Here is a 14448-nt window from a genome sequence, read left to right on the forward strand (position 1 = left end):
CCAAATTTTTGATGAAAGGCAGAGGTGAACAAAATGGGTGTGAAGACCTCCCAGTTTCGGTTTGCGGAGCAGCTCGAGAAAGTGGCCGAGCAGTTTCCGACGTTCCAAATTTTGAATGAAGAAGGCGAAATCGTCAATAAAGAGGCGATGCCGGATTTAAGTGACGATCAGTTAAAAGAGTTAATGCGCCGCATGGTGTATACGCGCATTCTTGACCAACGCTCCATTTCGTTAAACCGTCAAGGCCGCCTCGGCTTTTACGCGCCGACTGCCGGGCAGGAAGCAAGCCAAATTGCCAGCCACTTTGCGCTTGAAAAAGAGGACTTCATTTTGCCGGGATACCGGGATGTCCCACAAATCGTTTGGCACGGGCTGCCGCTTTACCAAGCATTTTTGTTCTCACGCGGCCATTTCCATGGAAACCAAATCCCAGAAGGCGTCAACGTCTTGCCGCCGCAAATCATCATCGGCGCCCAATACATTCAAGCAGCCGGCGTGGCGCTCGGCCTGAAAATGCGGGGCAAAAAAGCAGTAGCCATTACATACACGGGCGACGGCGGTACATCGCAAGGCGATTTCTACGAAGGGATCAACTTTGCTGGAGCGTTTAAAGCACCGGCCATCTTTATCGTGCAAAACAACCGCTTTGCTATCTCGACGCCGGTCGAAAAGCAAACGGTGGCCCAAACGTTGGCACAAAAAGCGGTTGCTGCCGGCATTCCGGGCATTCAAGTCGACGGCATGGACGCGCTCGCGGTCTACGCAGCGGTGAAGGCAGCTCGCGAACGCGCCATTAACGGTGAAGGGCCGACGCTCATCGAAACGCTTTGCTTCCGCTACGGCCCGCACACGATGTCTGGCGACGATCCGACCCGCTATCGTTCGAAAGAGCTGGAAAACGAATGGGCGAAAAAAGATCCGCTTGTACGTTTCCGGAAGTTTTTGGAAGCAAAAGGTTTATGGAGCGAGGAAGAGGAAAACCGCGTCATCGAGCAGGCGAAAGAGGATATTAAAGAGGCGATCAAAAAAGCAGATGAAACGCCGAAGCAAAAAGTAACCGACTTGATCAGCATCATGTACGAAGAGTTGCCGGCGAACTTAAAGGAACAGTATGAAATTTATAAAGAGAAGGAGTCGAAGTAAGCCATGGCGCAAATGACAATGGTTCAAGCGATCACCGATGCGCTGCGCATCGAGTTGAAAAATGATCCGAACGTGCTTATTTTTGGGGAAGACGTTGGGGTCAACGGCGGCGTATTCCGGGCTACCGAAGGGCTGCAAGCCGAGTTCGGCGAAGAACGCGTGTTTGATACGCCGCTGGCCGAATCGGGAATCGGCGGTCTGGCAATCGGCTTGGCGCTGCAAGGGTTTCGTCCGGTGCCGGAAATTCAGTTTTTTGGCTTTGTTTATGAAGTGATGGATTCGATTTCCGGGCAAATGGCACGTATTCGCTATCGCACTGGCGGCCGTTACCATATGCCGATTACGGTTCGCTCGCCTTTTGGCGGCGGTGTTCATACGCCAGAGTTGCATTCGGACAGCTTAGAAGGGCTTGTTGCTCAACAGCCGGGTCTGAAAGTCGTCATTCCATCAACGCCGTATGACGCCAAAGGGCTGCTCATCTCGTCCATTCGCGACAACGACCCGGTTATTTTCCTTGAGCATTTGAAGCTGTACCGCTCGTTCCGCCAAGAAGTGCCGGAAGGGGAGTACACAATTCCGATTGGCAAGGCGGACATTAAGCGCGAAGGAAAAGACTTAACGATCATCGCATACGGCGCCATGGTGCATGAATCGTTAAAGGCGGCGGCAGAATTAGAAAAGGAAGGCATTTCTGCTGAAGTCGTCGACTTGCGTACCGTGCAACCGCTCGATATCGAAACGATCATCGGGTCGGTGGAAAAGACAGGACGCGCCATCGTCGTCCAAGAGGCACAGCGGCAGGCCGGCATCGCCGCCAACGTCGTTGCCGAAATTAATGAGCGGGCCATTCTAAGCCTTGAGGCGCCGGTATTGCGCGTGGCTGCACCGGATACGGTGTACCCGTTTGCCCAAGCGGAGTCGGTGTGGCTGCCGAACTTTAAAGATGTGATCGAAACGGCGAAAAAAGTGATGAACTTCTAATAGCGGACAAATCCGGGGGAGCGGAACGATTTCCCCCGCCTATTTTCGGCAAACGATAGGAGGTCGACATACAGTGGCATTTGAATTTAAGCTGCCGGACATCGGTGAAGGCATTCATGAAGGCGAGATCGTTAAATGGTTTGTGAAACCAGGCGATGAAGTCAACGAAGATGACGTACTGTGCGAAGTGCAAAACGACAAGGCGGTTGTCGAAATTCCGTCCCCGGTCAAAGGGAAAGTGCTTGAAATTCTCGTCCCGGAAGGAACGGTGGCGACGGTCGGGCAAACGCTTATCACGCTTGATGCGCCGGGATATGAAAACATGACGTTTAAAGGCCAAGAGCACGAAGAAGAGACGAAAAAAGAGGAAAAAACGGAAGCGGTGTCGAAAGAGGAAAACGTTGAAGCTGCTGCTCCGGCAGCCGCGGCGGAAGTGGATCCAACCCGCCGAGTCATCGCGATGCCGTCTGTGCGCAAATATGCGCGTGAAAAAGGTGTGGACATTCGCCTCGTTCAAGGAACAGGCAAAAATGGCCGCATCTTAAAAGAAGATGTCGATGCCTTCCTTGCCGGCGGCGCAAACGCCGCGGCCCAACCCGCTCCGGCGCCGGCGGCCGAGGAAAAAGCAGCGCCGCAAGCGGCGGCGAAACCGATCGCGCCGGAAGGGGAATTCCCGGAAACGCGCGAGAAAATGAGCGGCATTCGCCGGGCGATCGCCAAAGCGATGGTCCATTCGAAACATACTGCTCCACACGTGACGCTTATGGACGAAGTCGATGTGACGAAACTCGTCGCCCACCGGAAAAAGTTCAAAGCGATCGCGGCCGAAAAAGGCATCAAGCTGACGTTCTTGCCGTATGTTGTCAAAGCGCTCGTTTCCGCGCTGCGTGAATACCCGGTGCTGAATACGTCCATCGATGATGAAACGGAAGAAATCATCCATAAGCATTATTACAACATCGGCATCGCCGCTGACACAGACCGCGGCTTGCTTGTGCCGGTCATTAAACATGCCGACCGGAAGCCGATTTTCGGCTTGGCGCAAGAAATCAACGAGCTCGCCGAAAAAGCGCGGGACGGCAAATTGGCGCCAAATGAAATGAAAGGCGCGTCGTGCACGATTACCAACATCGGCTCAGCCGGCGGGCAATGGTTCACCCCGGTCATCAACCATCCGGAAGTGGCCATTCTTGGCATCGGCCGCATCGCGGAAAAACCGATCGTCCGCGATGGCGAAATCGTTGCTGCTCCGGTTCTGGCGCTCTCTTTGAGCTTCGACCATCGGATGATCGACGGAGCAACGGCGCAAAAAGCGCTCAACCACATTAAACGGCTGTTAAGCGATCCAGAATTATTATTAATGGAGGCGTAAAACGATGGTAGTTGGCGATTTTGCAATTGAAACGGAAACGCTCGTCGTCGGTGCCGGTCCTGGCGGTTATGTGGCCGCCATCCGCGCCGCACAGCTCGGCCAAAAAGTGACGATTGTGGAAAAAGGGAACTTAGGCGGCGTTTGCTTAAACGTCGGCTGCATCCCGTCAAAAGCACTGATCTCCGCAAGCCACCGCTATGAGCAGGCGAAGCATTCCGAAGAAATGGGCATTAAGGCGGAGAACGTCACTGTCGATTTTGCCAAAGTGCAAGAATGGAAAGCAAGCGTCGTGAAAAAATTAACGGGCGGCGTCGAAGGGCTGTTAAAAGGAAACAAAGTGGAGATTGTCAAAGGGGAAGCGTATTTTGTCGACGCCAATACGGTGCGTGTCGTCAACGGCGACAGCGCGCAGACGTATACGTTCAAAAACGCCATTATCGCCACTGGTTCGCGCCCGATTGAGCTGCCGAGTTTCAAGTTTTCCGACCGTATTCTTGATTCGACCGGAGCGCTCAACCTTGGGGAAGTTCCGAAATCGCTTGTTGTCATCGGCGGTGGTTATATCGGCATCGAGCTTGGTACAGCCTACGCCAACTTCGGAACGAAAGTAACGATTTTGGAAGGGGCCGGTGAAATTTTATCCGGTTTTGAAAAACAAATGGCGGCCATCATTAAACGCCGCTTAAAGAAAAAAGGCGTTGACATCGTGACAAATGCGCTGGCAAAAGGAGCCGAGGAGCGCGCGGATGGCGTCACGGTCACGTATGAAGCTAACGGCGAAACGAAAACGGTTGATGCTGACTACGTGTTAGTCACGGTCGGCCGCCGTCCGAACACGGACGAGCTCGGCCTTGAACAAGTCGGCATTAAAATGACGGACCGCGGCTTGATTGAAGTGGACGAACAATGCCGCACAAGCGTGCCGAACATTTTCGCCATCGGTGACATCGTCCCAGGGCCGGCGCTCGCCCACAAGGCGTCGTATGAAGGAAAAGTAGCGGCTGAAGCCATCGCCGGCCATCCGTCAGTCGTCGATTATGTCGCCATTCCGGCGGTCGTGTTCTCCGATCCGGAGTGCGCTTCCGTTGGTTATTTTGAGCAGCAGGCAAAAGACGAAGGCATTGATGTGATCACGGCGAAGTTCCCGTTTGCCGCCAACGGCCGCGCCTTGGCGCTGAACGACACGGACGGCTTCCTGAAGCTTGTCGTTCGCAAAGAAGACGGCGTCGTCATCGGAGCGCAAATCATCGGCCCGAGCGCATCCGATATGATCGCCGAACTAGGATTGGCCATTGAGGCTGGGATGACGGCGGAAGATATTGCCTTGACGATCCATGCGCATCCGACGCTTGGCGAAATCGCCATGGAAGCAGCCGAAGTGGCGCTCGGCACACCGATTCATATTATTACGAAGTAACAGCAATGCGACCGGATTGAAGGACAAACTTCACCCGGTCGCTTTTTACTCATGGCTATGTCAAGGCAGCGCCTAACGGGGGAGCGGCGTTTATCTGCCTGCATCTGAATCAAAGACGGTCCGGGCGGAAATGGCGTTCCTCTTCGTCTGTTTCTTGTCCAAAATTCCATACTATTTTCCGCTGTTGCTTCATATCGTTATGGTAAAGAAAAGCGGGAGATGGGTTCGAGATGAAAGCATACGTTGCTTTTTTGTTGCAGATGATGATTTGGAGCAGTTTTTCGCTAATTGAGTGGTTATCAGGGCGGGATCGGCCGTTTTTTCGCGGGCTGATGTTGTGCGTCTTTATGTACATAGCATTTTTGCTGGCGCGCCAACTCGGTCTGGCAACGCGTCAAGCAGCGCTGACGACGATTGTAACGGCGGCTGTTTATTTTGCCGGCCAGCATTTCATTTGGCAAGCTGTCCATTGACTTTCCCCGCTTATCCAAGGCCGGGGATTCCGATACTCCCCTTTCGGCAAGGCCAGTTCATTTGCCGTTTCCCCTGGCTTTCGGATCATAAAAAACAGCGGTTGAACGCCCGCTGTTTACGCGCTGCCAAACACCATCGTCCGGCCGCTGAACAAATGCAGTTCGCCACCAAGCGCTTTCCCGAGCCATTTGCTGAATTCATTTGCTTTCCCTTTATCCCCGTGCGTCGCCCCCGGTGGCAGCGCTACATCAATGAACGTTGCTTCCTCGGTTGTCCGCACTGAAATAACGATTCCTTTATACAGACGGCCGTCGCCTTGCAAGTAAAGGGCGGCTTCATGTTCGCCGACCGCATACGGAAACGCGGCCTGTCCGTAAGCCCAGCCGAGCTGTTCTCCTGTTTTGCCAAGCGCTGTTCGGTAGCGCTCGAGCAGCTGTTTCACTTCCTCGATTGTAACCGTTTTCCCAGCCGGCAGCTTCAAGCATGTGTTCAATTCCCTTCTCTCCTTTCGCCATCCCTATGTTTCGTTTGTATTCATTGTACCACGTTTTTCCGGATAGCGGCGAAAAAGTTTCATGCTGCAAAAAGTGATTTCTATTTTAAATGTGACATACAAATTAGGATTGACAATCGAAATGTGATATATTATTATGAAATCAACAACGAAATTTATCATCATAAAGGGGTTATGGGGATGGGCACGATCGTATGTCAAGCATGTGAAGCGACGATTGGGTATTTCGAAGACGAAAAGGTGACAACGCTTTACGGAAAATGCGATTGTTGCGAGCATGACAACGAAGGGGAAGAAAGAGAGTAAAACGGTCAAACTGATGGGGGAAGGAACGGATAGGCGCGCATGTGGAAGGGGCACATGCGCGCCGTTTATTTGACAAAAAAAGCACAAGCCGGTGTTTGTCTGGCTTGTGCTGTTAGCGAATCGGTTTATATTCTTTAATCACGCGCAGCGTTTGCAGCGTATCATCCTCAGGGCCTTGGACAGGGAGGCCAGCGGCCAAATTCGTTTCGATATACTTTAAGTTTTCTTCCGTAATGATTTCGCCCGGGATAAAGATTGGGATGCCAGGCGGGTACACCATCACAAATTCAGCGATAATTCGGCCCGCCGACTCGTGAAACGGCACAACTTCCGTTTCGGCATAAAACGCATCGCGCGGCGTCAAGGCTAAGGCCGGGATGTCCGGGAGCAGCACTTTCGGTTTGACCCCAGCGGCTGCTTGGTGGCTGAACTGTTCCGACAGACGGCGAAGCGCTGAAACGAGCAGACCGGCTTCGCGCTCGCTGTCACCCGGGGTGATGATGCACAAAATGTTATATAAATCGGAAAGCTCCACCTCGATGTTGTACGTTTCGCGGAGCCATTGTTCGACATCATGGCCGGTCAAACCGAGCTCCTTGACAGAGATGATCAGCTTCGTCGGGTCGTAGTCATACGTCGCTTCTGTGCCTAAAATTTCTTTACCGACGCAGTATAAATACGGAATTTCATTGATTTGCCGCCGCGTCCATTCCGCGAGGTGGATCGCCTTGTCGATGAGCTCCCGTCCTTTCGTCGCCAGCTGTTTGCGGGCGACATCAAGCGAAGCAAGCAGCAAATACGATGTTGATGTCGTTGTCAACATGCTTAAAATGGCTTGCACATGGTTGGCGGAAACGAGCCCCTCACGCACGTTTAAAATCGAGCTTTGCGTCAGCGATCCGCCGAGCTTATGGACGCTTGTCGCCGCCATATCAGCGCCGGCTTGCATCGCGGAGAGCGGCAAGCGTTCATGGAAATGGATATGCACGCCATGCGCTTCGTCGACGAGCACCGGGACATTGTACGAATGGGCGATCTCGACGATTTTTTTCAAATCGCCGGCAATGCCGAAGTACGTCGGGTTGATGACGAGCACCCCTTTGGCATCCGGGTGTTGTTCGAGCGCTTTTTCGACCGCTTGGGGGGTGATGCCGTGGGAAATGCCAAGCTCCTTATCGATTTCCGGATGGATGAAAATCGGCGTGGCCCCGGAAAAGACGATCGCCGACATCACGGATTTATGGACGTTGCGCGGCACGATAATTTTATCGCCCGGTCCGGCGACCGACATGACCATCGTCATGATCGCGCCGCTCGTCCCCTGTACCGAGAAAAACGTATAATCGGCGCCGAACGCTTCAGCAGCAAGTTCTTGCGCCCGTCTGATCATCCCTTTCGGATGGTGTAAGTCATCGAGCGGGCTGATGTTGATTAAATCGATCGCCAAGGCGTTTTCCCCGATGAAGGCGCGAAATTCCGGATCCATGCCGGCTCCTTTTTTATGGCCGGGAATGTGAAATTGGACCGGATCTTTTTTGGCGTGTTCCAGCAGTCCGGTAAACAATGGTGTTTCGAGTTGCGACAATGGTTTTCCACACCTCTTTGCCTTAAAATAAAACAAATGCATTATAGCATTTATTTTTTCGTTTGCAAAGAAGAAATGAATGTCACGCGGAAAAAGGAAAACCGCGATGGAAACAAGAAATATAAAGAAGGAGAAAACAAAAAAGGAGGCATAACGTGATGGAATGGAAAACGAGGGTGACAGAATTGCTCGGCATTACATACCCAGTGATTCAAGGGGGATTGGCTTACTTGGCGTACGCCGATTTGGCTGCCGCTGTCTCGAATGCAGGCGGCCTCGGGCAAATTACGGCGATGTCGCTTGAAAGTCCGGAGCGGCTGCGCGAAGAAATTCGCAAAGTGAAAGAAAAAACTGACCGGCCGTTTGGCGTCAATTTCGCCATCGGTCAACATGGCCGCCCGTTTGCCCACATGCTGGAGGCCGCGCTTGACGAGGGCGTGCCGGTTGTTTCGGTCACCGGCGGCAACCCGGCGCCGTTTTTTGAGCAACTAAAGGGAACGGGCGTCAAAACATTGGTGCTTGTTGCGGCTGTCCGCCAGGCGGTGAAAGCGGAGGAGCTTGGCGCCGATGCGGTGATGGTTGTCGGCCAGGAGGGAGGCGGACATCTTGGCAAATATGACACCGGCACATTCGTCCTCATTCCGAAAGTCGTCGACTCGGTATCGATTCCGGTCATCGCCTCGGGCGGGATCGCGGATGGACGAGGCCTGATGGCCGCGCTGGCGCTCGGGGCGGAAGGAATCGAAATGGGGACGCGGTTTATCGCCACAAAAGAATGCGTTCACGCCCATCCGATATACAAAGACATGATCGTAAACGCCAGCGAGAACGATACGGTGGTCATTAAACGATCGCTCGGAGCGCCGGGACGGGCGATTGCCAACAAGTGGACAGAGAAAATATTGGAAATTGAGCAACAAGGCGGCACGTATGACGATTTGAAAGAATATATTAGCGGAGAGGCGAACCAACGCTTTATTTACGAAGGAAAGGTGGATGAAGGATTTGCCTGGGCCGGGCAGGCGATTGGGCTTATCCGTGATGTTCCATCCGTTGCCGAGCTGTTTGCCCGCATGATCGGCGAGGCGGAACAAATTCGACGCCGCTGGGCAAACTAACGGCGGAGGTGAAACAATGGGTTATTCGTATCCGTTTTGTTACGATTGGTCGACGCAAGAAATCATTGATGTCATTAAGTTTTTTACGGCGATCGAAACGGCGTATGAACGCGGGATGAAGCGCGAAGAACTGATGGACGTCTACCGCCGCTTTAAAGAGATCGTTCCGTCCAAAAGTGAGGAAAACCGTTTGTACGCCGAATTTGAAAAGGAAAGCGGCTATTCGTCGTACACGGTCATGAAGCAGGTGAAGGAAGCGAAAAACGGCGACTGGATCCGCATCGAGCCAAGCGGTCGAAACGCGGTAGGTAAACGCACAAATTAGTTGCATACACCCCTTTTTCCACATAATATAATATAAAACAAAACGAAGCAGCACATTCGGTAAAGGGCGCCGGAAGTTTAGCGGATGATATGGAAAGGGGTGCGGACGGAGATGAAAAAAACCGCCAATTCGCTGAAACGGCCAGATGGGGACAAACGCATGGCGGTGTTGCGGCTCGAACTTGATTATGAATTGGCGACGTTGTATGAGGCTATGATGGAAAACGATGAAGAAAAGAAAAGAGAATGCAAACGGCGGCTTGAAAAGCTGCGCCAAGAACTGATGCGCCTTCAAGTATGACCATTTTTAAGGCGAACCATCTTTGCGGTTCGTTTTTTTCTTGAGCGGTGCCCACCCCTTTCCAGCAACTGCATACATAACGAAAGCAGGAGGAATCGACATGGCAGGGAAATGGGAAGAGATCGACCACTATGCCCGGCAATGGATTGAAGAAGCTGGACGGCGCATTCGCGCCTCGTTTACCGAACAATTGACCGTCGAAACGAAAGAAAGCCGCAACGATTTAGTAACAAACGTCGACCGCGGCATTGAACAGTTTTTGGCCGAACAGATCCGCCGCCAGTTTCCCGGTCATCATTTATTGGGCGAAGAAGGGTTCGGTGACGAGCTCGCCGTATTGGATGGGATCGTCTGGGTGATTGACCCGATTGACGGAACGATGAATTTTGTCCATCAACAGCGTCATTTTGCCGTATCGATCGGCATTTTTGAGGATGGGATTGGTCAGCTTGGCTATGTGTATGACGTCGTCTTTGGCGAGCTGTACTCGGCGCAAAAAGGGCGGGGATTGTTTTTCAATGGCAAACCGCTTGACCGCCTGCAGCCGGTAGCGGTCGCGGAATCGGTCATCGCTGTCAACGCAACATGGCTGATGGAAAACCGGCGCCTCGACCACCGCCCGCTCGTGCGGCTGGCCAAAGCGGCGCGCGGCACGCGCTCGTATGGATCGGCGGCGCTTGAGCTCGCCTATGTTGCCGCCGGCCGCTTGGATGCCTACATTTCGCCGCGTCTGTCGCCGTGGGATTTTGCCGGTGGGATGATTTTAATCCAAGAGGCAGGCGGGATCGTGACGAATCTCGACGGAAAGCCGCTCGATCTGCTCAGCCGCAATTCGGTGCTTGCCGCCAAGCCGGGCGTGCATGAAGAAATTTTGCAGCGCTACCTCCAGCACTGACAACAGAGTGGGTCCGGAATGGCTTCCGCAAGAACAACTGCAGGAAGAATGGTTGAAGTCAAAAAGGACAAGCCGGGAGGCTTGTCCTTTTTATGAACGTGTCCGTTTTTTACGGGCAAATCCGGCGCCCATAATGGCAATAAACATGAGTATCGAGGCGGCGATGCCGATTGCGCTTTGTTCGGCGATGAAAACGCCGATCGCTATAATAGCGGCAACGGCGAGAATGGCGAGCAACAGGGGCACAGGCTCGATGCGTTTCATCCGCTTGACTCCTTTCCGGCAAAATAGGACATCTTTTTTTAGTTTACCGGAAAATATGCTGATTTTCTATAGGTGTGATATAATAGACAAGCAGTTTGCCCAATAGGAGTGACCAACATTGACGGATAAACGATTAGATTTGCGCAATATTGCGATTATCGCTCACGTCGACCACGGAAAAACAACACTCGTCGACCAGTTGCTTCGGCAGTCAGGAACGTTTCGTGAAAACGAACAAGTCGAGGAGCGAGCCCTTGATCGCAACGATTTGGAGCGCGAGCGCGGCATTACGATTTTAGCGAAAAACACAGCGGTTTTGTATAAAGGAACGCGCATTAACATTTTGGATACGCCGGGACATGCCGATTTCGGCGGGGAGGTTGAGCGGATTATGCGCCTTGTCGATGGCGTGTTGCTCGTCGTCGACGCCTACGAAGGCTGTATGCCGCAAACGCGGTTCGTGCTCAAAAAAGCGCTTGAGCAGCAACTTGTGCCGATCGTCGTCGTCAACAAAATCGACCGCGAATTTGCCCGCCCCGCGGAAGTTGTCGATGAAGTCATCGATTTATTTATCGAGCTTGGCGCTTCCGAGGAGCAACTCGAGTTTCCAGTTGTGTATACGTCGGCGCTGCGTGGAACAGCAAGCCTTGATCCGGACCGGCAGAATGGCGACATGACGGCCCTGTTTGAGACGATCATCGGCCATATTCCGGCGCCGGCTGACAACCGCGATGAGCCATTGCAATTCCAGGTGGCGCTGCTCGATTATAATGACTATGTGGGTCGCATCGGCATCGGCCGCATTTTCCGCGGCACGATGAAAACCGGCCAGCAAGTCGCCTTGATGAAACGCGATGGTACGGTGAAACTGTTCCGCGTCACGAAGCTGTTCGGCTTTATCGGTCTAAAGCGGATCGAGATTGAAGAAGCCCATGCCGGCGACATCGTTGCTGTTGCGGGGATGGAAGATATTAACGTCGGCGAAACGGTGTGCCCGCCTGACCATCAAGAACCGCTGCCGCCGCTTCATATTGATGAGCCGACATTGAAAATGACGTTTTTGGTCAACAACAGCCCGTTTGCCGGGCGCGAAGGCAAATATGTGACGGCGAGAAAGTTGGAGGAGCGGCTGCGCACGCAGCTCGAAACTGATGTCAGCTTGCGCGTCGAGCCGACCGAATCGCCGGATGCGTGGGTCGTTTCCGGCCGCGGAGAGCTCCATTTAGCCATTTTAATCGAAAATATGCGCCGCGAAGGATACGAATTGCAAGTATCGAAGCCCGAGGTCATCTTAAAGGAGATGAACGGGGCCCTATGTGAGCCGATTGAGCGGGTTGTAATCGATGTTCCTGAACAATATACCGGGGCCATTATGGAATCGCTCGGCAGCCGCAAAGGGGAGCTTGCTGATATGGTGCACGGCGGCAATGGGCAAGTGCGCCTTGTCTTCCTCGTCCCGTCACGCGGCTTGATCGGCTACCGGAGCGAGTTTATGTCGTTGACGCGCGGGTATGGCATTTTAAACCACTCGTTTGACCATTACGCCCCGGTGCAGCCTGGTGTGATCGGCGGCCGCCGCCAAGGGGTGCTCGTCTCGATGGAAACCGGTAAAGCGACGGCGTACAGCATCATGCAGCTAGAAGATCGCGGCACGATTTTTGTTGAACCGGGTACGGAAGTGTACGAAGGGATGATCGTTGGCGAGCATAATCGAGAAAATGACCTTGTTGTTAACATTTGCCGCGAAAAACACATTACGAATGTGCGTTCTTCAACGAAAGAGCAGACGGTGACGATGAAAAAGCCGCGCCTTTTGACGCTTGAAGAAGCGCTCGAGTATTTAAATGACGATGAATATTGTGAAGTGACGCCAACATCGATCCGGTTGCGCAAAAAAATCTTAAACAAAAATGAGCGCGAAAAGGCGGAGAAGAAAAAGAAAGCCGCCCAACAGGCGAAATAACCGGCAACGGCCTTCCTAAAGCAAGGGGAGCGGACGTATGCATAGCTGCCGACTGCAGTGCCTGGCGCTCAAGAAATCCGAAATGGCCTAGGTTTTGGCAGGCCATTCGGAGGAATGGGGAGGGAACATTGTGAATGTGTTCGAACGGCTGACGTTTTTCGCTTCACTTTATAACGTGCACGACAATCCTGAGCGCGGCATGTGGCTGCTTTATGTCACCGTGTTGTTGCTTTCCGCGCTTGTGTATCAGCTTGGGTTTGCCCGCCGCCTACCGATGTTAAAAAATGTCATCATTTATACATTGCTTGCGCTCGGTTGCACGATTTTAACGTTTTTCGCCGTTTTTTTGCCGGTAGCGGAAGGATTGGCGGTTGCTGCTCTCGTATTAATCATTTACAAAATTCGCCTCAAGCAGGCGAAACAAGAGGAAAGGCCATAGACAGAAGGCGGTGGCGTGATGAAATCGGTTCAAGAGGCCCTTTACAATTGGTTGACGATTCACCTTGTCGCTGCTGCCCGCCCGCACGATGCGGCGGCGCACGAAACGGCGTCGTTTTTTCTCGCCATTCTGGAAAGCGATTTTGGCGTGACGGCGGTGAATGCAGCTAAAGACGAAGCGAACGGGCAATACGTTGTCGAATATGTGCGCGGAGGGGAAAAAAAGTCGGCCTATTTCCCCGTGGAGTTGGCCGAAGCGATGTGGCGGCAAATTGAGGCCGAGCCGGAAAAGTATGGTTCGTAGCCGTGAAAAACGGCACGGAAAAGCGGTCGCCTTTCCGTGCCGTCTTTTTGTCATTACCAGTCATCATCGACGTGGACGCCGCGGTAGAAACGGAATTTTCCCGTCGCCAGCCGCTGCTTTGTTTTTTCGGCAATGCGGTCATGACATTGGCGGCACATGTACGTATGGATCGGGCGGTTGCGCAGCCGTTTGGCGAGCGGTGACTCATCATCAATCGTACCGATTTGTTCGCAAAGCACGCATTTAACTCTCATTGTTCACCTCAGTAAATAGAAAGCGGAATTGCGGGCTGTTCTCCCGTTCCATTATACCATAGCCGCACCGGAATCGTTTAGCGATTTAAATGTTCGTTCGACTGTTTTTCTTGGCGTTCGTTCAGTTGTCGTTCTTCCCGCCTATTCAGTTGCCCGTCATTTTCCTCGGTCGGTTCGGGCGTCGTTTCAAATAAGTCGCTTGGCACTTCCGGCATCACCCGCCCGACGATGTCGGCAATTTCGTCCATAAATGCTCGCACCGGACGGCCGTCATCAATTTGCTGACCGATGTTGCGCACGCGGGTGTAAAGATCCGGATCAGCGACGATAATCGCATTGGCCCCATACGGATCTTTTTGCAGCGCCTCGGCGACTGAATATTTGATCGTGCCGACGCGCGAAGCATCAACGTTAGCGCCGATGTCAATGCCGACGATCGCGTACTTGCCGACGACGATGGCTGCCGCGTCATGGACGTTCGGGACGCGATTGGCGATTTCCGCCAATCGGCGGGCGATTTCCTGCCCAGATTTGTTTTCCACCTGCTCATCGACGGTATTTTTTACGCGCACGAGCGAGCGGTTCGATTCGCCCGCTTCATGATCATTTCCGATGTTGCACCCGCTTAAAAGGAGAAGGCACAAAACGGCCAACCAGCAGTTTCTCTTCATCATCTGCTCACCTCGACTTTTTTTACTTTATTTTGCAAATATCCTTCTATCTTTATACATTTTTTCATATGCTATACCACAGCCATTCCCATCCGGTGTAGAAGGTGAAAAACGGATATAGGGG

Annotated in this window: 18 protein-coding genes; 13 read left to right on the plus strand and 5 right to left on the minus strand. The window is 52.9% G+C overall.

The window, feature by feature from the left end; translation table 11 throughout:
* Positions 1–33 precede the first annotated feature (33 nt).
* The 5 genes from pdhA to ACTVDO_RS06570 all read left to right on the plus strand — a co-directional run bounded on the left by pdhA (position 34) and on the right by ACTVDO_RS06570 (position 5386).
* Positions 34–1143: a pyruvate dehydrogenase (acetyl-transferring) E1 component subunit alpha gene (pdhA, locus tag ACTVDO_RS06550; RefSeq protein WP_442901234.1), complete on the plus strand. Its 1110-nt coding sequence runs from the start codon at positions 34–36 to the stop codon at positions 1141–1143.
* 3 nt (positions 1144–1146) lie between these two features.
* Complete coding sequence (gene pdhB / locus ACTVDO_RS06555; protein WP_020959184.1) at positions 1147–2124, plus strand: pyruvate dehydrogenase complex E1 component subunit beta; 978 nt, start codon at positions 1147–1149, stop codon at positions 2122–2124.
* A gap of 73 nt (positions 2125–2197) precedes the next feature.
* Positions 2198–3496 (plus strand): dihydrolipoamide acetyltransferase family protein, encoded by a 1299-nt coding sequence (locus tag ACTVDO_RS06560; protein ID WP_020959185.1) that lies wholly within the window; start codon positions 2198–2200, stop codon positions 3494–3496.
* Positions 3497–3500: 4 nt separating this feature from the next.
* The gene (gene lpdA / locus ACTVDO_RS06565) at positions 3501–4913 is read left to right on the plus strand and encodes a dihydrolipoyl dehydrogenase (RefSeq protein ID WP_020959186.1); all 1413 of its coding nucleotides are present in this window, start codon (positions 3501–3503) and stop codon (positions 4911–4913) included.
* Positions 4914–5143: 230 nt separating this feature from the next.
* Entirely contained in the window at positions 5144–5386 is a 243-nt protein-coding gene (locus ACTVDO_RS06570; protein WP_020959187.1) for a hypothetical protein, read from the plus strand.
* Positions 5387–5502: 116 nt separating this feature from the next.
* Here ACTVDO_RS06570 and ACTVDO_RS06575 read toward each other — a convergent pair whose 3' ends face one another.
* Positions 5503–5880, minus strand: coding sequence for a DUF1885 family protein (locus ACTVDO_RS06575; RefSeq protein WP_020959188.1), 378 nt, complete (start codon positions 5878–5880; stop codon positions 5503–5505).
* Between the two features lie 201 nt (positions 5881–6081).
* Here ACTVDO_RS06575 and ACTVDO_RS06580 point away from each other — a divergent pair, with 201 nt between their 5' ends.
* Complete coding sequence (locus ACTVDO_RS06580) at positions 6082–6207, plus strand: GapA-binding peptide SR1P (RefSeq protein WP_020959189.1); 126 nt, start codon at positions 6082–6084, stop codon at positions 6205–6207.
* 112 nt (positions 6208–6319) lie between these two features.
* Here the strand turns inward: ACTVDO_RS06580 and ACTVDO_RS06585 are convergent, their stop codons facing one another.
* Positions 6320–7792: an aminotransferase class I/II-fold pyridoxal phosphate-dependent enzyme gene (locus tag ACTVDO_RS06585; protein ID WP_020959190.1), complete on the minus strand. Its 1473-nt coding sequence runs from the start codon at positions 7790–7792 to the stop codon at positions 6320–6322.
* A gap of 158 nt (positions 7793–7950) precedes the next feature.
* Here ACTVDO_RS06585 and ACTVDO_RS06590 point away from each other — a divergent pair, with 158 nt between their 5' ends.
* The 4 genes from ACTVDO_RS06590 to ACTVDO_RS06605 all read left to right on the plus strand — a co-directional run bounded on the left by ACTVDO_RS06590 (position 7951) and on the right by ACTVDO_RS06605 (position 10430).
* On the plus strand, positions 7951–8910 hold the full coding sequence (locus ACTVDO_RS06590; RefSeq protein WP_020959192.1) for an NAD(P)H-dependent flavin oxidoreductase: 960 nt from the start codon (positions 7951–7953) through the stop codon (positions 8908–8910).
* Between the two features lie 16 nt (positions 8911–8926).
* Positions 8927–9235: a UPF0223 family protein gene (locus ACTVDO_RS06595; protein ID WP_020959193.1), complete on the plus strand. Its 309-nt coding sequence runs from the start codon at positions 8927–8929 to the stop codon at positions 9233–9235.
* An 84-nt stretch (positions 9236–9319) separates the two neighbouring features.
* Complete coding sequence (locus ACTVDO_RS06600) at positions 9320–9535, plus strand: hypothetical protein (protein ID WP_184319489.1); 216 nt, start codon at positions 9320–9322, stop codon at positions 9533–9535.
* 100 nt (positions 9536–9635) lie between these two features.
* Positions 9636–10430: an inositol monophosphatase family protein gene (locus tag ACTVDO_RS06605; RefSeq protein WP_020959195.1), complete on the plus strand. Its 795-nt coding sequence runs from the start codon at positions 9636–9638 to the stop codon at positions 10428–10430.
* A gap of 90 nt (positions 10431–10520) precedes the next feature.
* Here ACTVDO_RS06605 and ACTVDO_RS06610 read toward each other — a convergent pair whose 3' ends face one another.
* The gene (locus tag ACTVDO_RS06610) at positions 10521–10694 is read right to left on the minus strand and encodes a DUF5325 family protein (RefSeq protein WP_020959196.1); all 174 of its coding nucleotides are present in this window, start codon (positions 10692–10694) and stop codon (positions 10521–10523) included.
* 118 nt (positions 10695–10812) lie between these two features.
* Between ACTVDO_RS06610 and typA the strand changes: the two genes are divergently transcribed.
* The 3 genes from typA (at position 10813) to ACTVDO_RS06625 (ending at position 13399) form a co-directional block, all read left to right on the plus strand.
* Positions 10813–12657, plus strand: coding sequence for a translational GTPase TypA (gene typA, locus ACTVDO_RS06615; protein ID WP_020959197.1), 1845 nt, complete (start codon positions 10813–10815; stop codon positions 12655–12657).
* Positions 12658–12787: 130 nt separating this feature from the next.
* Positions 12788–13096, plus strand: coding sequence for a YlaH-like family protein (locus tag ACTVDO_RS06620; RefSeq protein WP_020959198.1), 309 nt, complete (start codon positions 12788–12790; stop codon positions 13094–13096).
* Between the two features lie 18 nt (positions 13097–13114).
* Complete coding sequence (locus tag ACTVDO_RS06625) at positions 13115–13399, plus strand: hypothetical protein (protein ID WP_020959199.1); 285 nt, start codon at positions 13115–13117, stop codon at positions 13397–13399.
* 53 nt (positions 13400–13452) lie between these two features.
* Here ACTVDO_RS06625 and ACTVDO_RS06630 read toward each other — a convergent pair whose 3' ends face one another.
* Positions 13453–13653: a YlaI family protein gene (locus ACTVDO_RS06630; RefSeq protein ID WP_020959200.1), complete on the minus strand. Its 201-nt coding sequence runs from the start codon at positions 13651–13653 to the stop codon at positions 13453–13455.
* Positions 13654–13730: 77 nt separating this feature from the next.
* Entirely contained in the window at positions 13731–14324 is a 594-nt protein-coding gene (locus ACTVDO_RS06635) for a YhcN/YlaJ family sporulation lipoprotein (RefSeq protein WP_020959201.1), read from the minus strand.
* Positions 14325–14448 lie beyond the last annotated feature (124 nt).

The organism is Geobacillus sp. BK01 (assembly GCF_052220245.1).
Lineage (GTDB): Bacteria > Bacillota > Bacilli > Bacillales > Anoxybacillaceae > Geobacillus.